The 18,640-nt window shown below is 49.4% G+C and carries 15 protein-coding genes; 4 read left to right on the forward strand and 11 right to left on the reverse strand.

Going from position 1 to position 18,640, the window contains the following annotated elements:
- Positions 1–9: 9 nt before the first annotated feature.
- Positions 10–747 carry an NAD-dependent protein deacylase gene (locus DW817_RS02125; protein WP_009015055.1) on the reverse strand — a complete coding sequence of 246 codons (738 nt, stop codon included), beginning with the start codon at positions 745–747 and terminating at the stop codon, positions 10–12.
- Positions 748–967: 220 nt separating this feature from the next.
- On the opposite strand from DW817_RS02125, the gene ggt reads away from it, so the two are divergent.
- The gene (gene ggt, locus DW817_RS02130) at positions 968–2,716 is read left to right on the forward strand and encodes a gamma-glutamyltransferase (RefSeq protein WP_120110786.1); all 1,749 of its coding nucleotides are present in this window, start codon (positions 968–970) and stop codon (positions 2,714–2,716) included.
- A gap of 51 nt (positions 2,717–2,767) precedes the next feature.
- Here the strand turns inward: ggt and DW817_RS02135 are convergent, their stop codons facing one another.
- Together DW817_RS02135 and DW817_RS02140 are read right to left on the reverse strand one after the other, a co-directional pair.
- Positions 2,768–4,192, reverse strand: coding sequence for an FAD-binding oxidoreductase (locus DW817_RS02135; RefSeq protein WP_120110790.1), 1,425 nt, complete (start codon positions 4,190–4,192; stop codon positions 2,768–2,770).
- A 292-nt stretch (positions 4,193–4,484) separates the two neighbouring features.
- Complete coding sequence (locus DW817_RS02140) at positions 4,485–5,549, reverse strand: OmpA family protein (RefSeq protein ID WP_009015058.1); 1,065 nt, start codon at positions 5,547–5,549, stop codon at positions 4,485–4,487.
- A 352-nt stretch (positions 5,550–5,901) separates the two neighbouring features.
- Between DW817_RS02140 and DW817_RS02145 the strand changes: the two genes are divergently transcribed.
- The gene (locus tag DW817_RS02145; RefSeq protein ID WP_120110794.1) at positions 5,902–6,927 is read left to right on the forward strand and encodes a branched-chain amino acid aminotransferase; all 1,026 of its coding nucleotides are present in this window, start codon (positions 5,902–5,904) and stop codon (positions 6,925–6,927) included.
- A 120-nt stretch (positions 6,928–7,047) separates the two neighbouring features.
- Here DW817_RS02145 and DW817_RS02150 read toward each other — a convergent pair whose 3' ends face one another.
- Together DW817_RS02150 and DW817_RS02155 are read right to left on the reverse strand one after the other, a co-directional pair.
- Entirely contained in the window at positions 7,048–8,487 is a 1,440-nt protein-coding gene (locus DW817_RS02150) for a carbon starvation protein A (protein ID WP_009015060.1), read from the reverse strand.
- A gap of 203 nt (positions 8,488–8,690) precedes the next feature.
- Positions 8,691–10,016: a hypothetical protein gene (locus tag DW817_RS02155; RefSeq protein WP_016459833.1), complete on the reverse strand. Its 1,326-nt coding sequence runs from the start codon at positions 10,014–10,016 to the stop codon at positions 8,691–8,693.
- A gap of 366 nt (positions 10,017–10,382) precedes the next feature.
- Here DW817_RS02155 and DW817_RS02160 point away from each other — a divergent pair, with 366 nt between their 5' ends.
- Positions 10,383–10,688: a LysM domain-containing protein gene (locus tag DW817_RS02160; protein WP_009015062.1), complete on the forward strand. Its 306-nt coding sequence runs from the start codon at positions 10,383–10,385 to the stop codon at positions 10,686–10,688.
- 200 nt (positions 10,689–10,888) lie between these two features.
- Here DW817_RS02160 and DW817_RS02165 read toward each other — a convergent pair whose 3' ends face one another.
- The 3 genes from DW817_RS02165 to DW817_RS02175 all read right to left on the reverse strand — a co-directional run bounded on the left by DW817_RS02165 (position 10,889) and on the right by DW817_RS02175 (position 13,720).
- Entirely contained in the window at positions 10,889–11,287 is a 399-nt protein-coding gene (locus tag DW817_RS02165; RefSeq protein WP_014128062.1) for a DUF190 domain-containing protein, read from the reverse strand.
- A gap of 121 nt (positions 11,288–11,408) precedes the next feature.
- Positions 11,409–12,221, reverse strand: coding sequence for a hypothetical protein (locus DW817_RS02170; RefSeq protein WP_014128061.1), 813 nt, complete (start codon positions 12,219–12,221; stop codon positions 11,409–11,411).
- Entirely contained in the window at positions 12,221–13,720 is a 1,500-nt protein-coding gene (locus DW817_RS02175) for a class I adenylate-forming enzyme family protein (protein ID WP_009015065.1), read from the reverse strand. The genes DW817_RS02170 and DW817_RS02175 overlap by 1 nt, the downstream gene beginning before the upstream one ends.
- A 152-nt stretch (positions 13,721–13,872) precedes the next feature.
- On the opposite strand from DW817_RS02175, the gene DW817_RS02180 reads away from it, so the two are divergent.
- Positions 13,873–14,268 (forward strand): thioesterase family protein, encoded by a 396-nt coding sequence (locus DW817_RS02180; protein ID WP_120110799.1) that lies wholly within the window; start codon positions 13,873–13,875, stop codon positions 14,266–14,268.
- Here DW817_RS02180 and DW817_RS02185 read toward each other — a convergent pair whose 3' ends face one another.
- From DW817_RS02185 to DW817_RS02195, 3 genes are all read right to left on the reverse strand, one after another.
- The gene (locus DW817_RS02185; protein WP_009015067.1) at positions 14,269–15,090 is read right to left on the reverse strand and encodes a bifunctional 5,10-methylenetetrahydrofolate dehydrogenase/5,10-methenyltetrahydrofolate cyclohydrolase; all 822 of its coding nucleotides are present in this window, start codon (positions 15,088–15,090) and stop codon (positions 14,269–14,271) included.
- Positions 15,091–15,237: 147 nt separating this feature from the next.
- Positions 15,238–17,430, reverse strand: coding sequence for a penicillin-binding protein (locus DW817_RS02190; protein WP_022227209.1), 2,193 nt, complete (start codon positions 17,428–17,430; stop codon positions 15,238–15,240).
- The gene (locus tag DW817_RS02195) at positions 17,427–18,635 is read right to left on the reverse strand and encodes an FtsW/RodA/SpoVE family cell cycle protein (RefSeq protein WP_021736723.1); all 1,209 of its coding nucleotides are present in this window, start codon (positions 18,633–18,635) and stop codon (positions 17,427–17,429) included. The genes DW817_RS02190 and DW817_RS02195 overlap by 4 nt, the downstream gene beginning before the upstream one ends.
- Positions 18,636–18,640: the final 5 nt, after the last annotated feature.

Below are 18,640 nucleotides of genomic sequence, written 5' to 3' on the forward strand. Positions count from 1 at the left end.
ATCATCTTTTCAAGGCAATTGTTCCATGACTTTTCCGATGGCTGCTGAAATGACAAGTTGGGCATCCTGATCGTAGGCGGTTGTCCCTTTATTGATGAGGACCAGTTTCTTACCTTGATAATATCGGATAAGGCCGGCTGCCGGATAGACCACAAGGCTCGTACCGCCTACAATCAGTATATCAGCCTGGCGGATGTAGGAAACCGCCCGCTCCAAGGTTTCCCTATCAAGGCCTTCCTCATAAAGGACCACATCAGGTTTGATGACGCCGCCGCAGGTGTCGCAACGAGGAATGCCGACATGGGCTCTCATATAGGCAGCGTCAAAAAATTTGTGGCATTTTTGACAGTAATTACGGTGTACACTGCCATGCAGTTCAAGGACATTCCGACTGCCTGCCGCCTGATGCAGACCATCGATATTCTGGGTAATGACAGCCTTTAGACGACCGTCCCGTTCCCACTGGGTCAATTTCTTGTGGGCTGCGTTTGGTTTGGCATCAAGGCAGAGCATCTTATCATGATAGAAGCGATAGAATTCGTCGGGATGCGCTTCAAAAAACGTATGGCTCAAAATCGTTTCCGGCGGAAAATCATACTTTTGGTGATAAAGGCCATCGATACTGCGAAAGTCGGGGATCCCACTTTCCGTCGAAACCCCAGCTCCGCCAAAAAAGACAATGTTTTGACTTTCCCCCACCCACTTAGCAAGGGTTTTGATTTTTTCTTCTACTTCTTGAGATTCCATAAGGATCGACTCCTTTCTCTATCCTGCTCTTCCATTATAGTATGGTCCGGAAGAAAAACATACCCCTTGCAGCGTCCTTTTCCCCTGCCGCACTGTATCTTTTCATACATCTTTCCATAAGGAGTTTTTTGCTTTTTCCCGTTTGTTGTCTCCTTCCATCTTGTCCCCTATAATGGATTTATCGAAGCTTTTCCCGATTCTTTTCCAAAAGGAGGTTTGTATGATTACTTGGTCAAAGGCAAAAGCGAAAAAGAAAGCCCTTGCTGCCGTGGCAATGGCACTTTCACTCTTGGGTCCAACGACAGCTTTTACGGCACCGGCCAATCCCCTAGTCACCAGCAAAGGAAAAGGAATGGTTGTTTCCTCCCAAGCCCTTGCCGATCGGATTGGGCAGGATGTCCTTGATCGGGGCGGCAATGCCGTCGATGCCGCTGTCGCTGTAGGCTATGCCCTAGCTGTCTGTCATCCGAATGCAGGCAATATTGGCGGCGGCGGATTTGCAGTCATCCATACGAAGGATGGAGAGGACATTGCCCTTGATTTCCGGGAAACAGCCCCTGGAAAGGCTACAAAGGATATGTACCTTGATGAAAAAGGCAATGTAGACAGTAATAAGAGCCGTCTGGGCTATCTTTCCGTTGGCGTACCGGGCACGGTTGCCGGGATGACTGAAATGCTGAACAAATATGGCACCAAGAGTCTAAAGGAACTCATGGAACCATCCATCGAAATGGCAGAAAAAGGATTTGCCGTTTCCCGGAATATGGCAGGAACCCTGAAAGATGTTGGGACGGAACGCTTCACGCCTTACAAAGCCTCCCGCAACTATTTTCTCCACAAGGACGGCAGTCTCTATCAAGAAGGAGAAATCTTTGTCCAAAAGGACCTGGGAAAAGTCCTGCGCCGCATTGCCGATGACCCGAGAGATTTCTATACGGGCAAAACAGCCAAACTCATTGTCAAGGATATGAAGAAAAATGGCGGCCTCATTACAGCCGCTGATCTGGCCCAATATAAACCGGTCTGGCGGAAGCCAAGTGAGACCACGTATCGGGGATACAAGATCATTTCCATGGCCCCACCCTCTTCCGGCGGGCCCATTATCGCGGAAATCCTGAACATCATGGAAAATGCGGACATCGAAAAGAGTGGATTCCAAACGCCTGAAACCATCCATATCATGGCCGAAGCCATGCGGCGCGCTTATGCTGACCGCAGTGAATATTTTGGTGATCCTGACTTTGTAAAAGTACCTTTGAAGGAACTCACCGATAAAGCTTACGCCAAGCGGCTTTATGAAAGTATCGATGAAAAAAAAGCCACACCCAGTGATCTTGTAAAGCCAGGTCTTATCCCCCTGAAGGAAGGCACACAGACCACGCATTACTCCGTTGCAGACCGTTTTGGCAACGCCGTTTCCGTCACATACACCATTAATGACTGGTACGGCAGTGGGGTTGCCGTTGAAGGGGCCGGATTCCTCCTCAACGATGAAATGGATGATTTTTCGGCAAAACCAGGCGTACCTAATATGTACGGCGTCATTGGCGGTGATGCCAATGCCATTGCCCCCTATAAACGGCCCTTAAGTTCCATGAGCCCTTCCATCATTTCCAAGGATGGTAAGATTTTCATGGTTGTCGGAAGTCCGGGTGGAAGCCGCATCATTACAACTGTTCTTCAAGTCATTTCGAATGTCATTGACCATAAGATGCCTGTCAACGAAGCTGTTTCGGCACCGCGCTTCCACATGCAGTGGCAGCCTGATGAAATTCGTCTGGAACCGGAAAACGGACTGACTGAGGCCCAAAAGAAAGACCTCGTGGCACGGGGCTATCACCTGACCGTTAAACCGTATATGGGCGACGTCAATGCCATCATCATCGATCCTGTCTCGGGAGAGATGACAGGAAGCCATGATTCCCGCAGCGACCTAAGTTTCATTGAAGTTGCGCCAACAAAGAAATAACGAAAGAAAGAGGAACCGCGGAGCTTTGCTCCGTGGTTCCTCTTCCTTTTCCTAAGCAATAAAGTCGCCATTCATATCAACCAGTTTCCCAGGGTTCATGATGTTATTGGGATCAAGGGCCCGTTTGATGGCCTTGATGATCTTCACTTCCCCTTCCGGCGTATTGCGGGCAAACTCTTCCAGCTTCTTATAACCGACCCCATGCTCGCCGCTCATCTTTCCTCCCAGGGCATAGACGCGTGGGAAGAGATCGGCATGGAAAGCCTTGATCTTTTCAAACCATTCATCCGGTGTCAGGCCATATTTATTAAGGGGCAGGACATGGATGTTGCCATCACCGATATGGGCAACGGTTACGCAATAAAGACCGTATTTTTCCCGCAGTTCCGGAATTTGTTTGGTCATATCGCCAATTTTGTCGAGAGGAACCACAAAGTCCTCGGTCTGGAACATCTTATCAATGGCCCTGGCCGCTTCGGCAAATTCCTTACGCAGTTTCCAGATGCGTTCGTCAGCTTCAAATTCATCGATGGATCCATTTTCTTCGGCAAGATCACACAGCAGCTCCATCTTCCGGTCAAGTTCATCTTCCGTAAAGGTCTCAACGGTCACGATAACATAGCAGGCCCCTTCATCTGCATGAGGAAAGTGCATATCAAGGTACTTTTCCGTCATGATAATGGCCTCGTTATCCATATATTCAAGGCTTGTCGGATCAACCCCGGCTTTAAGGATCTTATTGGGCAGGGCAAAGGCTTCTTCATCCGTCTTGAATACACAGACCATATTGAAACTGTATGGCGGCAGGGGACGCAGCTTGACCGTAATTTCCGTAATGATGCCGAGCGTTCCCTCGGAACCAGCAAAAAGCTGTTCCAAAGCAAGGCCAGTCGAGCATTTTTGCAGCCGTGCCCCAACATCAACGATATCTCCTGTCGGCGTCACCACTTTGAGGGCATAGATCTGGTTGCGCGTCGTCCCGTACTTGACAGCCTTGTTGCCGCCTGCATTGTTTGCAACATTGCCGCCGACCTGGCTGGAAGATGCAGAAGAGGGATCAGCTGCATAGAGCAGGCCATGTTTTTTAGCTTCTTCCTGCAGCTGGGCGCAATAGACGCCCGTCTGTACGACCGCGTACATAGCATTTGCATTCAGTTCCAGGATCTTGTTCATCCGTTCCAGTTCTACAACCATGCCATGGTAGATAGGAATGGCGCCACAGGCCACGCCGGAACCTGCAGCCCGCGGCGTAATGGGGACAAGGTATTGGTTGGCAAGTTTGACAATGGATGCAACTTCCTCTGTAGAGCCAGGGAAAACGACGACTTCTGGCTTTTTGAAAAAATGAGGATTGCCTTCCTCGTCGGTTTGGTACTGATCCAGAGTATCTTCGTCGTAACGAACATATTTCTCCCCCACCACTTTTTTAAGATCATCGAGCAGTTCCGGCGTCACCGGATGAAAACAACTTGCCATGCTAAGAACCTTCTTCCTTATAAAATAGACTCTATATTGTATACCGAATACAAAGTTTGAGATGTCCTTTACTATACCACTTTTTTCTTATTTGTAAATAAATTTATTACATAAATTTTGCAACATTCCACATTATATGTAATATTGTTCTATTCTTTACAGGAATATTCCCGGTATTACTTGTCTCTTCGTCCTTCTTTTAAGGACAGAAGCATATGGAACAAAAATAGCAGCAAAAAACGCCCCAGGAATAATTCCTGAGGCGCGTTTACGGATTTGGATCCGCATAAAATTATTTATGTTCCCACACATCCACACGACGGTTATCGGCTTTGCCCTGTTCCGTCGCATTGGAAGCAACCGGATCCTTTTCACCCTTGTAGTTGAGTTTCAGACGATCGCTAGAAACCCCATTATTGGAGACGTACTGGGCGACATGGTCAACACGGCGCTTGGAAAGATCTTCATTGTAGGCATCAGAAGCATCAGAATCCGTATTCCCAACCAGTTTGAACGTAGAATCCGGATGATCCTTGGCAACCTGGACAAGATGGTCCATCTTGTCCCGTTCAGAAGGAAGTGGCTGATCATCATCAGAGGCAAAATGAATGCTGTCCAGATAGTAGTCATTGTAGACATGGGCCGGTTCTTGGACCGGTTCTTCCACAACAGGAGCCGGTTCTTCCACGACAGGAGCAGCTTCTGCCTTATGCCCGCCAAAACGATAGGTCAGGCCGACCAAGAAACCTCTGTATTTGATATTGTTATCATCATCCAGCTTGGTGTCAAGGTAACGATACCCAGCATTCAGATCCCAATCCTTGGCAATGGTATAACTAAGACCCGCTTCCCACATAGAAGTCTTCTTCGTTCCCAAAGCGCCTTCTGCGTACAGAGCGAGGTTCTTAGCAAGGTCAGCCTTCACAATGGCACCAAACTGGGCCACATTGTTCACAACACTGTCAGAGCTGTCAATCCCATAGGTGCCTCGTGCCACGCTGCCATCGAAATCATTGTTGATGCGGGCCCAGCCTGCAAAAAGGGCGGCGTTCCGTCCCAGGCTGTACATCAAGTTGACTTCATTTTCATCGCCGGCCGTCTTGAAATCGCCAGCTTCGGTCTTTAGCCCATGATAATCATAACGCAAGGCCCATTTATCAGAAAGGGCGTAGCCAAGACCACCATTAAAGTTCCATTTCGTATCGCTTTCCAGTCCATCAAATTTTGCTTTGGGATCAGATGCCCCCAAATCAACTTGCCATTGGCCCTGTTCCCAACTCGTTGCGGGAGCTGCGCTTGCAATGGAAGTAAAGGCGGCAAGAGCGGCAACCGTCATGACCAAAGACTTTTTCTTCATTCCAGATTCCTTCTTTCCCTCTCATTGATTTAGCTCATGAAAACCAGTGAAACACTGATTGTTCTATTTATTTTACTGCCCAGAAAATGAAAGCTAAATGAAAAATATGTGTCAAAAATGCGAAATCGGACATTTATTTTTGTTTGGGATGAATTGTCTCTTCCCATTATATACAGAAAAGCATTCGTCCTTTATTTGTGGATAGTGTAAAGATTAAGTCATTTATATCGTTTTTAGAACACAAAATCATCCATATGTCTTTAAATAATTGACAAATTATAACATTATGGCTATTATATTCGGGTACTTATTCAATTAAGTTACAAGTTACTGGAAAGGATCTGAATGACTTATGACAAAGGTATCACTTGATTGGTCCAGCTTGGGTTTTGGTTATATGCCAATTTCCAAACGGTATGTAGCGACCTATAAAGATGGGAAATGGGGTCCAGGTGCTCTGACAGATGATCCCACCGTTCCCCTTAACGAATGCGCTGGAATCCTTCAATATTGCCAGCAGGTCTTTGAAGGACTGAAGGCCTACAAGACCAAGGATGGCAGAACCGTTACGTTCCGTCCGGACCAGAACGCAAAACGCATGGTAGATTCAGCAAAACGTATTGAAATGCCTCCTGTTCCGGAAGCCATGTTCATGGAAGCTGTCGATGAAGTCGTGCGTGCCAACAAGGATTGGATTCCTCCCTTTGAATCAGGCGGAGCCCTTTACCTGCGGCCCTACCTTTTTGCAACCGGTTCCGTCATCGGGGTCAAGCCAGCCGATGAATATCAGTTCCGTTTGTTTGGCACCCCTGTAGGCAACTATTTCAAAAATGGAGTCAAGCCAATCACCATTTGTGTTTCCGACTTTGACCGTGCAGCCCCTCGTGGGACAGGCCATATCAAAGCTGGCCTGAACTACGCCATGAGTCTTCATGCTTATATGACCGCCCATGCTAAAGGCTTTGACGAAAACATGTACCTTGATCCGGCTACTCGCACTTATGTCGAGGAAACGGGCGGTGCTAACTTCCTTTTTGTCACAAAAGACGGTACCCTTGTCACACCTAAATCTGACTCCATCCTGCCGTCCATCACGCGCCGCAGCCTGATTACCATTGCGGAAGATATGCTTGGCATGAAGGTGGAACATCGGCCCGTAGCCTTCTCGGAAGTGGCTGATTTTGCAGAAGCTGGCCTCTGTGGTACTGCGGCTGTCATCTGCCCTGTCGGCCGCGTTGTCGATCATGGCAAGGTCATCAATATCAAAAGCGGCATGGATGAAATGGGCCCTGTCTTAACCAAACTCTATAAGACCCTTCGCGGAATCCAGATGGGCGAAATTGAAGGTCCCAAAGGCTGGATCCACGAAGTCAAATAACAGGTTCAATTCCCTGAAACTATCAAAGGACCGGTACGGAACAATATGTTCCGTACCGGTCCTTTGACATGAAAAAATCACTTGGAAGGCAATGCCTTCCAAGTGATCCTACGATTTCAATCAGCCTTCAACCGGTTTATCAGCCAGGTCGATTTCACCGCGTTCAACTTTCTTTGCGCGCTTCCAGAAGAGGATGTTTGCAATGACAGCCACAGCAATACCAGCAGGATAAGCAATGCTGGTCGAAAGGCCAAGGCCTTCCTTAGCCATGAGGATGTACGTGCAGGATACAGCGCTCATGAATGTACCTGGAACCAAAGCAATCACATAGTTGCCCTTGTTAGCCAGGAGGTACATGGCACCAGCCCAGAGAACGAAGACAGCCAAGGTTTGGTTCGTCCAGGAGAAGTATCTCCAAAGGATGGTCACGTCAACCTGGGTCAGGATCCCACCGACAGCAATGATAGGAATGGAAAGTTTCAGACGGCTTGCTACCGTGTGCTGGTCAATCTTGAACCAGTCGCAAATGGTGTAGCGGGCAGAACGGAAAGCCGTATCGGCAGAGGATACAGGGCAAGCAATTACACCGATCATGGCAATGATTGTACCAACCGTACCCATCAGGCCGGAGCAGATATCATAAACAACACCGCCAGCGCCCTTATAGGTAACAAAAGCCTTGGCAAGGCCCTGCGTACCATCATAGAAGGTCGTACCAGCAGCAGCCCAAATCAGGGCAATGATGCCTTCGCAAACCATGGCACCATAGAAAATCTTATGGCATTCACGTTCACTCTTGATGCAGCGAGCCATCAGCGGAGACTGGGTAGAATGGAAGCCAGAGATAGCACCGCAAGCAACGGTGATGAACATGATCGGCCAAATCGGGGTTCCTTTCGGATGCATGTTAGTGAAGCTGATTTCAGGAATGGTATATCCCTTCGCAAAGAGCATGGTCCCAACACCAACAGCCATAAAGATCAAGCAGAAACCAAAGAACGGATAGAGCTTACCGATGACCTTATCAATCGGCAGGAAGGTTGCAATGAAGTAGTAGATCAACAGGACAACCAGCCAGAAGTTGAAGCTCTGGGTCGTGATCTTGGTCAGAAGGCCAGCAGGGCCCGTCGTGAAAGCAACACCGACGAGGATCAGGAGGATAACGGAGAATCCACGCATGATATGTCTCATGGTATCGCCGAGGTACTTCCCTACGATTTCGGAAATGGAGGCACCATCATTTCTTTCAGACAGCAACCCAGAAATAAAGTCGTGGACACCGCCTGCAAAAACCGTACCAAAGGTAATCCAAAGGAACACAGCAGGTCCCCACATAGCACCGGCCAAAGCACCGAAGATCGGGCCCAGTCCAGCGATGTTCAGCAGCTGGATCAAGAAGACACGGCCCGTTCCCATCGGAACATAGTCGACACCATCTTCCAGTCTGTATGCCGGAGTCTTTCTGTCATCGATAGGAGGACGGAAACAACTCTCGACATAGCCGCCGTAAATGAAGTAGCCGAGAATTAAGATTGCAAGACACACAAAAAAGCTAATCATTACATAAACCCCCTTCTGCGAATTTACTTCGCGTTTCTTACCTCTTATTATAGTCCCTTTGTCACACAAATGCTACAATATTTTAAAACTTTCTGAAAAAAACTGTCCTTGAGAATGTACTTAATTAGGAATAGTTTTCTATAAAAAGAAATAAATAAAACCGCGGAAAACAACATTTTCCGCGGTTTTATCTTTTTTCGTCATTATTTAATCAATGTCCACTTGCTGCATACCTTGAGTCCTGATTCTTCCGGGACAAGGCCAGTAAGGGTAACAATGTCGAATAGATTACGGTCCTTGATTACAAACTGAGCTGCTTTGCTCTTTTTGATGACATCTGTAAAGTCAACCGTCAGCGTATTGTCACTGTAAGTGCAGACAATGTCATCCTTGCTGATGGTCTTCATATTGAAGACCGCATTGACAAGACTCATGATGAGGCGCGAGCCAAGAAGCTTTACGACAAGCTCACCAATCTTGTTCTCACTGACCGCAAAATCATGGATGCGGAAGCGCCCATAAGAAGCACTGCTCGTAAGGGCAAACGCTTCAATTCCTGCATCGATGGTGATGGTGCCATATTTTCCATGTTCCACGACAAGTTCCAAGAGTCCATCCTTGGCATAGTGGCAGCCGCCGAACCTAAACTCACTGTCCTTCATGGCTTCGCGGATCCCTTTTTCGAGATCTTCATAAGGAACAACAAGGGTCCCAGACCGCAGTTCATCCCAGGTCTGGGCCTCAATCCAGCGCAGGGCCATTTCCTTATAAGGCTGAAGGGCGAGACGGGCCTGCTCTGCTACATCACTTGCCGCATCCATTGCGGAGGCAAGCTTGCCTTTCGGTCCTTCCTTGCTGGACCGGATATCTTCCACCGCAGCCGTAACCTTATCCGTGGCCGTATCGGCAGCATTCTTGATTTTATCAAAAAGCGGACCTGCTTTTTCCTTCATCATATCCTTTGTTTCATCTCCTAAGGGAAGGTTCCTTGTCGGATCTTCCTTAAATTCCTTAAAACGCGCTATCCCTTCCTTGCGAGCGGCTTCAAAGATTTCCTTGATTCGGTCCATATCCTTGGGCTGGCCCGCCTTCAGCCAGGCATCAGCCGCCTTCCCTACACCATAGGTGATAGCAACAGCCATGGGTACCTGAAGCGGTGGGAATGGAATGAGGGTAAAGAGGGTCTGTCCCACAAAAGAAGCACCCAAAGAGCCAATGAGACCGGCAATGGCACCCGTTTCAAGTTCCACACCATACAGATCGCTTAATCTCGTAATCATATAGACTTCATTGGCCATAAGGGCAAGGGAGCCCAAGAAAGGGGTCATGACAATGACGCTGGCCCTTGCAGCACCCCAGCGGCAGATATATTCTGCTTCCTTTTCATAATCCACGGGCTGCTCGGTTTCAATAAGTTCTCCCTTGACGGCCTCCTTTTCCCTTTCTTCCAAGGGGCGGACATCGGTTTCCACCAGATCTTCCTGATCGACAGGGTCTTGGTGAGCCATCTGGTTCTTATCTTCCATCATTAAAAATCCCTCCTGACTGCTTTGCCAAGGAACTGCAGCTAAAAATGAACTTCCAAAGGCAAAAAATGGTCTTTTTATCATTATACCATATCAGTAAGGAAAAAATGTGACAAATAGGGACCTCTTCAAGACAGGCAGGCAAGCATTCCCACTATCCAGACACGACTGGATCTGCTGCCTATTCTTTTGTCAAGACCAATTTGGCAAAAAATCCATGCAGTCCAAAAAGATGAACACGCTTCCTATCTTTTTATTTTTAACGAACATATTTTTGATTTAGCTATTGAAAAACGAAATTTATCATGATATCATACAAACAAATAAACAGTAGTTCAGTTTTATGATGTATGAACGTGAGGTGGAATCATGATGATGAAACAGATGATTGGATCATTATTCGTGCTTTTGATTGGTTTTTTTCCCTTTGGAATCCTGCAGATGAACGCCGCTCCGTCTGCCTTTCTTCATAAACAGCAGGTCACCGTCTACACGGGTGACAGCCTTTGGTCCATCGCAAGCCGCCATACAGAAGACGGCGAAGATGTGCGAAACGTCATTGAACGGATCATTGATGCCAACAAGCTGGACCGCAAAGCAGCCCTTCAGCCAGGTCAGAAATTGATCATCCCTGTCCGGGGGGATAAAGACCAGAAACTGGCTTCAAACCAATAAAAAAGGCGGTCAAGAAAGGAGAAGATCCTTTTTTGGCCGCCTTTTTACGTTCTTTCCAGCTAAATGAATTATGGAACCGCCTCATCCATGATGGGGCCTTCATCTTTCTGCAGCAGACTTTCCTTGATACAAAAAGACAAAGAGACCCCCCAGCGATACACATATATAAAAACACGTAACGCCATCCGATGATGACTGGTTTATTCCTGAAGGCTTGGATCGCGGCGCTCTTCCACAGGTTTTTCAAAACGTTCCTTGACAAAGTCTGTCGCTAGCATCTTGACGTCATCAAGGGTTGCCACACCATGAGTCAGGTTCTTTTCAAGGAATGGCAAGACGCGCTTAATCTGTTCTTCCGTATCAATAATGGTAATGATTACAGGAAGATTGATAGCCTCCGAAACACTGATGAGAAGCCGCCGTTCCCTTCCGCGGACACGGCTTCCGTAGCCTTGGAGGCCGCGGAACACCGTGCAGCCAGCAAGTTTGAGTTTAGCTGCCTTTTCCAGCATGACTTTGTAGAATGGACGATCTCCACAGAAAAAGTCCTCTCCTACAAAAATTGTCAGTTTTTTTAATTCCAGAAATTCAGTTGCCATATTTGTCCCTCCAGCTCCTATGAAATACCCATACAAATAACCCACAACTGCCTTTATTTATCAATTCTATTGTAACAGAATTTGGACGGTCATGCAAAAGAAACGGCAGATAGCGGATCTTTCAGGACAACTTGGTCTTATCGCTTTGTTTCTTTTCTAACGCTTCAAGGGCCTTTTCCCGGCGTCGTTTCCGGAAGTAAACAGAGCCTAAGCCACCTAAGATCCCAATCAGGACAATCCAGCCTGCCGCTTTCATGGGATTGAGATAGGTCACGGAGGCATCAAGATCGGAATCCTCTCCCAAGGGCAGACGCCACATAAGGACCCGGCCATCCTCACTGACGCTCGTTGCATTGGCACTGTCGACGCGGGTCGGCAGCTTCAGGATGAAGCGCAGGTCAAACTGACCCATGATGCTGCGCAGGATCCCCGCCGTACGGGGATCTTTCATCGCCTCACGGGGGCTGAGCTGGACGGTCTTATGAACGCTCACCGTATCAAAAAGAAGCCCTCCATGATAGGTCACAACAGGCGCATGCCGTTCTGCTGGAAGGGCGGGACGCAGGGCCTTATCTTCGGACCCCGATCCAGCAGCCCCGTTATTTTTCACGGCATACTGGGCCGCATGGGACCAAGTTTCAAAGTCATAGGTCCGCAGCAGCTTGGATTCTTTGATGTCCGAAAGCTGGTTGTAATGACGATGGGCGACAAAGCCCTTATATTCACCTTCATCGACTTTTTGGACCGTATAGCCATCTTTTTTGAAGTCCTCTTCAAAAGTCTCTGCCGTTGGCTGCAGGATGGGGAGCGTGACAAGCTTGGCCGTAAGGTCCGCCGCTCCTAAGCGGGAAAGTTCTACCGTAATCTCTCCACGGGCGCATCCTGATAGGAGAAGGGACGCGGCAAGCGCCATAAGGATAAGGAACCGTTTCATCACAGGGCCCTCCCGGCAAACTTGTTTTTCGATAGGATGGCCACGGTCTCATCGCGCAGGACATTCTTGCGCACCTTGCCTAACGCTGTTTTGGGAAGGGATTCGACAAGAAAATACTCCCGCGGCACCTTATAAGGGGCAATGCGACCAATCAGATACTGGCGCAGGGCCTTCTTATCGATGGTCTCCCCTTCCCGAGGAACCACATAAAGACAGATGGCCTGGCCCCGCAGGGCATCAGGAATACCAATGACGGAACACTCCGCCACGCCAGGATAGGCACTTACAACTTCTTCAATTTCCCGCGGGTACACATTTTCACCGCTTGAAATGATCATGTCCTTGACGCGATCGACAAGGAAAATAAATCCATCTTCATCCATGTACCCTACGTCACCGGTATGAAGCCAGCCATCTTTTTCAATGGCCTTAGCCGTCGCATCCGGTAAGTTGAGATAGCCAAGCATGACATTGGGGCCCTTGACAAGAAGTTCTCCCCGTTCGAAATGAGGAACTTCCTCCCCATGGGCATTGATGATCTTTGCCTTGACGTGGGCAATGGTAGGACCAATGGAACCGACCTTTACCTTATGGGGCAGGTTGACGGAGACAACAGGCGAGGCTTCAGAAAGGCCATATCCCTCGAGGACAGGACGGCCGAACTTAAGGGCAAAACCGCGGGCAAGGTCGAGGCCCAGAGGCGCCCCGCCGCTGATGAAATAACGGACAGAATCGACAGAATCAAGATCGCGGCTCTCATGAAGGAGACGATATACGGCTGGCACGCCGGTAAACATCGTTACACCGTACTGCTTTACAAGCCGCATGGCGGCCTTGAACTGATAGACCGCCTGGATAACGATTCGTCCGCCGCAGAGCAGGGGACCGGCCACGCACACGGTCCAGGCAAAACAGTGATACATGGGAAGGACGCACAAGGCCGTATCTTCTGCCGTCAATGGAATCGATTCCATAAAATCACGGGCATTGGCGTAAAGGTTCCCGTGACTGAGCATGGCCCCTTTGGGTTTGCCCGTTGTTCCCGATGTGTAGATGATGGTCGATGGATCGGTTTCCGTAAGGGACACGGGCACAAATTCCTGCTCTGGCGCATGATGGAGCTCATCAAAGGTAATCTGCATCAGAGACGGAGCAGAAAGCTCCTGCAGCGGTTCTGCAAGAGGCAGCGCCTCCTTTACGACAAGAAGCTTCATCGCTGTATCCTTGACGATATAGGCAATCTCCCGCGGCACGAGCTGAAAATTGATGGGAACAATGACGCCGCCAGCCTTGATGACAGCAAAATAGGTGACAATGAATTCCAAACAGTTCTTGCTGACAAGACCGACACGGTCTCCCTTTTTTACACCTAGGGCTTCGAAATAAGCGGCCCAGCGCTCCACCAGATCCTGAAACTCACCATAGGTAACGCTGCGGTCCTGGTCGATGATGGCTTCCCGCTCCTTAGGATGATGGGCAAAAATATCGTGGAACAACATGGTTCTCCCTCCTTATAGCATAAAGGCAGGCCCCTATCTCCACGCCTTGCGGAAACAGGATGGAATGCTCCCCTCCCTTGCCTAAACACCTAAAAATGAATACAATGATAACGAATGGATTTTAAAAACATTGCAGAAAGAAGTGAATTGTTATGACAGAATTTCGGATTGGTTCCGCTGCTGAAGCAACGGTCATGGTCATGCACACAAACACAGCAAAAGCCATGAAGAGCGGCAGTCTCGATGTCTTTGCTACACCGGCCCTGGTTGCCCTCATGGAACAGGCTGCCTGCAACTTGGTAGAACCCCTCCTCGATGAGGATACGACAAGTGTCGGCATCAGCCTCAACATCTCCCATGACGCGGCAACCGCTGTTGGCCGCCAGGTAACCGCTAAAGCTGTTCTCGTCGGTATTAACGGGCGCAAGCTTTCCTTTAAGCTCACGGCTTCCGATGAACACGGAATCATTGGGCAAGGATCCCATGAACGTTTCCTGGTCAAAAAGGAAAAATTCATGAATAAGCTCAAAACAAGATACGACCGCTGATCAAAGGTTCCGCGTCAAGGTCTCCATAACCATAAGATTGCTGAGGACCCCGACCCCACCAGGAACGGGCGTATAGGCAGCAGCCTTCTTGAGCTTTGCCCCTTCAGAAATATCGCCCACCATTTTCCCATCAAGGGAAGAAAGCCCAATATCGACAAGGACGCAGTTTTCGCGAACCATATCTTCAGTGATGAAGTTTGGCTTGCCGACAGCACTCAAAATCACATCTGCCTGACTGAGAATGTTAGGCAGATTTTTTGTTTTGGAACGGCATACAGTGACTGTCGCATGGCGATCGACGAGCATGAGCGTGAGCGGACGGCCGACCACATCACCGTACCCCACCATGACGACCCGTTTGCCTACAAGGGGAATATGATAATAGTCAAGCAGGGCAATACAAGCCCGCGGCGTGCAGGGACCCCAAGGACTGATGCCCAGATAGAATTCCCCACTGTTCAAGGGATGGAGGCAGTCCATGTCCTTTTTGGGATCAAGGCAGCTCATGAGCGTCATCTGCTTGATTTGGGGCGGTACCGGCATAAGGGGCAGGATCCCCGTCACAGCCGGGTCATCGCTGAGAGCACGAAGGGAGGCCTCAGCCTCCTGTTGAGTCACGCTCTCGGGCAATTCCACATCCCGCGTCCTGACGCCCAGGCTTTCGGCGCATTTCAAAAGACTCCGCTTATAGACATGGGCTGGTGCATTGTTTCCTATGATAAAAGTGGCCAAGGTCGCTTCGCATTCGGAAAATTGGGAGACCAATTTCTCGCGAATTGCGTCAGCCACGGGCTTACCTTCAAGGACAAGCTGTCGTTTCACGTTGATTCATCCTTTCTTCAGGAACAAGGAGAGAAGACCTCTCCCTATAAAAAAGACTGCAACAGTTTCCTCCAAGAAGACTGCTGCAGTCTGATAAGAATCCACTTAATTTTATTCTACTACAAGGAGCACCACTGTGACAACGCTTTACCGGAACCAAACCGTTACAGCATCCCCTTCATTGAGGGTCGTCCCTGGCGGCGGGGATTGCTTGAAGCTGATTCCGCTGCCAATGGGCAGGAGCTGAAGCCCGCCCTTTTGAAGGATCTCCATCGTCTCCCGCAGGGACCAGCCGGCGAGGTTGGGCAGGCGAACTGTCTTTTCCCCACTGGGAGCAAGACTAGGCAGGGTTCCTTCCTTTCCTCCATCCTTTTCCGCAAGGGAATCCATGGTCTTAAGATCAGCCTTATTGCTCGGCTGGACGCCTTGAGCCACAAGGATCTGCTGCAGCGTGTCGCGGAAAATCGGCGCTGAGACCTGTGCCCCATAATAGGCACCCTTTGGAGAGTCAATCATGATGATCATGGCATAGCGAGGATTATCACTAGGCACAAAGCCTACAAAAGAAGCAATATAGACACCGGGGATATACCCGCCTTTAGGAGAAAGCTTTTCTGCGGTTCCCGTCTTGCCTGCAATCTTGTAGCCTTTGATCTGGGCCGATTTGCCGCCCCCTTCAGAAACAACCTTCTCCATCATGGCCCGCATCTGGGAAGCAACTTCCGGCGTAATGACCTGCCGGTCTACTTGGGTCTTATTTTCCTTGATGACCTTACCATCAGGTCCGGTCACTTTCTTTACGACATAAGGGCGGACGAGGTTCCCCCCGTTTGCAATGGCGCAGATGGCCCGCAGCATCTGAAGCGGTGTGACGGCAATCCCCTGACCGATTCCCATGGTGGCAACGTCAGAGGGGACCATGTCCTTCGGATTATAAAGGATTCCCACTTCTTCGCCCGGTACATCCGTTCCCGTAGCCTCGCCAAAGCCAAAGCGCTTGGCATACTCGGTTTCCTTTTCTCCGCCGAGCTTGAGTCCTAGAGAAGCCATGCCCGTATTGACGGAGAACTTGATGATATCCTCGAACTTGATATTGCCCAATCCACGGCCGTCCCAGTTACGGATGCGCCGGCCGCCAACGTCGATGGATCCTTCATCATGGAAGGGTGTATCCGGCGTAATGATCTTTTCCATAAGACCGGCCGAACCCATAATGGGTTTAAAGACAGATCCAGGCTCATAAATGATTCCTACACCGCGGTTCATATAGGCCTCGCTGGAGGCGTCGGCAAAGTGATTGGGATCAAAGGTCGGCCGGCTTGCCATCCCCAGGATTTCTCCCGTATTGGGATCCATAAGGATTGCCGCGGCGCTTGCCGCCTTTGTCTTTTTGATGGCGTCGTCAAGTCCGCGCTCCAAGATGAACTGCATGCGCGCATCAATGGTCAGCTGTACAGTATTTTTCCGCTGGATCTGGACCTCATTCAAACCGGAGGGTCCAATGAGGTTGCCCTTGGCATCCGTGTAATTGGTCTGCTTTTCCTTGACGCCGCGCAGATAAGTATCCATGGAAGCTTCCACGCCCTCAAGTCCTTTATCATCGATTCCAACAAATCCGATGACTTGCGCTGCAAGGTTATCTTTGGGATAATACCGTTTACTTTCCTCAATAAAATGGAATCCAGGGATCTTTTCTTCGTCCAACACCTCAGAGACTTCCTTAGCAACATGGGGATCCAAGGTCCGTTTCACCCAAAAGAACATATGCTGCTTATCGGTAAAAAGCTCCATGAGCTTTGAAGCGGGCATCTGCAGGATAGGGGAAAGGCGGTTGGCAGCGACTTGACGCACATCGCGAACCGGCATCTGGCCCTTTGGCCAACGGTCAGGATCATCAACCAGTTCCTGAGGATTGACGGCAAGTGACCGGGAAACAACACTTACGGCCAGTTCTTCCCCATTACGGTCTACAATGCTCCCACGGGGGACAATTTCAAGGTTTTCCCCACTGATTTGATTCAAGGCCCAGTGGGCAAGAAAATCCTTTTGGACGAACTGCAGGTTCACAAGCTGCAGGATAATGGCACCGACAAATAAGACCATAGCAAGGCACAAGACGCGGCTGCGCCGCTGGCCGCGCTTCAAAGCACCGCGATCCCTTTCCAAGGTTAGGATCCGGCGACTGTGTTCATGCGCGGCAGACGCTGAAAAAGCGTGGTCATTATCCAGGGACTGCCGGTTCCTTCGTCCCGATGGACGGTTCCACTGAGGAAAGGAAGGACCCTCAGTCGCCTTTTTTTGTTTCTTTCTGCGGAAAAAATTGAAAAATGAAAGCTTCATTTTTTCCACCTGTCTTTCTGATAGCGCGGCGTTCCCACAAAGGGAGGCCGCTGTGAATGGCGGAGGGGCAGGGTCGGCGGGGCTTCCTTTTCTTCCCGACGCACTTCGTCATGATAGACAGAGAAAACAAGCCCCATAGCAAGGAGTGTCGTGACAAGACTCGTTCCCCCATAACTAATAAAAGATAGCGGCACCCCAATGACGGGCAGGATTCCGCAGACCATAGCCATATTGGCAAAGGCCTGTCCAACGATAAGGAAATTGGCGCCCATGACAAGGAGAAACCCTTGATGGTCGCGCGTCCGGCGTGCGACCGTATAGATTACATATCCAAGCATGAGAAAAAGGACAATGAGGACGAACGCGCCCAAAAAACCGTGTTCCTGACAGAATACGGAAAAAGCAAAGTCCGTGTGGGCTTCAGGAAGATAAAAATATTTTCCCAGCCCCTGGCCAGGCCCAAGACCGCCAAATCCACCACTGCCAATGGCCACCTTGGACTGGACCATTTGGTAGCCGAGACCTTGGGGATCTCGGAAGGGGTCAAGCCATACATAAATGCGATTCAGCCGGTAGGGAGCAATGACAACACCGACTACGGCCCCCACCGCACCGATAAGGATTGTCCCGATGACCATGAGGGTCGGCAGTCCGGCAAGAATATAGAGAAAAAAGGCAATGGCAATCAAAATAGCACTGGTTCCCATATCAGGTTGCTTGAAAACAAGGAGGCCGATGATCACCACAGCAAAGGAAAAATGATTCACAAGAGAGGGTTTCTTCCCCTGTTCCATGACCTTCCCGAGGTAAGCGGCACCTAAAAGGATGATGGCAAGCTTTGCCAATTCCGAAGGCTGGAAACTGACAGGGCCAAGGGACAGCCAGCGTTGGGCGCCTTTAGCCGTATGACCGGCCAGATCGACGGCAACGAGCAAAACGATATTGATAAAAGCAATCGCCATTTCCGCCCTCCGTCCCAGGAGTTGATGATAGTCCATTTTCCAGCCCAACCATCCCATTAAAATCAGGCCGATGACTCCAAAAAGAAGATATCTTGCGATATAGCCGCTAAAATACCCTTTTCCATAGCCCATCATAGCAAAACTGGCACTATAGACATTGAGGGCGCCGGCAATCATCAGAGCCATGACGAGGATCACCATCGCGATTTTAGGATTTTTGAAGATGCATTTCTCCTTCATCATCCGAT

Origin of the sequence: Acidaminococcus sp. AM33-14BH (genome assembly GCF_003603525.1) — a bacterium.
Taxonomy (GTDB): Bacteria; Bacillota; Negativicutes; order Acidaminococcales; family Acidaminococcaceae; genus Acidaminococcus; species Acidaminococcus intestini.

Excerpts from the sequence above, each read along its gene's own strand:
- DW817_RS02125 (WP_009015055.1), bottom strand. The coding sequence starts at position 747 with ATGGAATCTCAAGAAGTAGAAGAAAAAATCAAAACCCTTGCTAAGTGG.
- ggt (WP_120110786.1), top strand. The coding sequence starts at position 968 with ATGATTACTTGGTCAAAGGCAAAAGCGAAAAAGAAAGCCCTTGCTGCC.
- DW817_RS02135 (WP_120110790.1), bottom strand. The coding sequence starts at position 4,192 with ATGGCAAGTTGTTTTCATCCGGTGACGCCGGAACTGCTCGATGATCTT.
- DW817_RS02140 (WP_009015058.1), bottom strand. The coding sequence starts at position 5,549 with ATGAAGAAAAAGTCTTTGGTCATGACGGTTGCCGCTCTTGCCGCCTTT.
- DW817_RS02145 (WP_120110794.1), top strand. The coding sequence starts at position 5,902 with ATGACAAAGGTATCACTTGATTGGTCCAGCTTGGGTTTTGGTTATATG.
- DW817_RS02150 (WP_009015060.1), bottom strand. The coding sequence starts at position 8,487 with ATGATTAGCTTTTTTGTGTGTCTTGCAATCTTAATTCTCGGCTACTTC.
- DW817_RS02155 (WP_016459833.1), bottom strand. The coding sequence starts at position 10,016 with ATGATGGAAGATAAGAACCAGATGGCTCACCAAGACCCTGTCGATCAG.
- DW817_RS02160 (WP_009015062.1), top strand. The coding sequence starts at position 10,383 with ATGATGATGAAACAGATGATTGGATCATTATTCGTGCTTTTGATTGGT.
- DW817_RS02165 (WP_014128062.1), bottom strand. The coding sequence starts at position 11,287 with ATGGCAACTGAATTTCTGGAATTAAAAAAACTGACAATTTTTGTAGGA.
- DW817_RS02170 (WP_014128061.1), bottom strand. The coding sequence starts at position 12,221 with ATGAAACGGTTCCTTATCCTTATGGCGCTTGCCGCGTCCCTTCTCCTA.
- DW817_RS02175 (WP_009015065.1), bottom strand. The coding sequence starts at position 13,720 with ATGTTGTTCCACGATATTTTTGCCCATCATCCTAAGGAGCGGGAAGCC.
- DW817_RS02180 (WP_120110799.1), top strand. The coding sequence starts at position 13,873 with ATGACAGAATTTCGGATTGGTTCCGCTGCTGAAGCAACGGTCATGGTC.
- DW817_RS02190 (WP_022227209.1), bottom strand. The coding sequence starts at position 17,430 with ATGAAGCTTTCATTTTTCAATTTTTTCCGCAGAAAGAAACAAAAAAAG.
- DW817_RS02195 (WP_021736723.1), bottom strand. The coding sequence starts at position 18,635 with ATGATGAAGGAGAAATGCATCTTCAAAAATCCTAAAATCGCGATGGTG.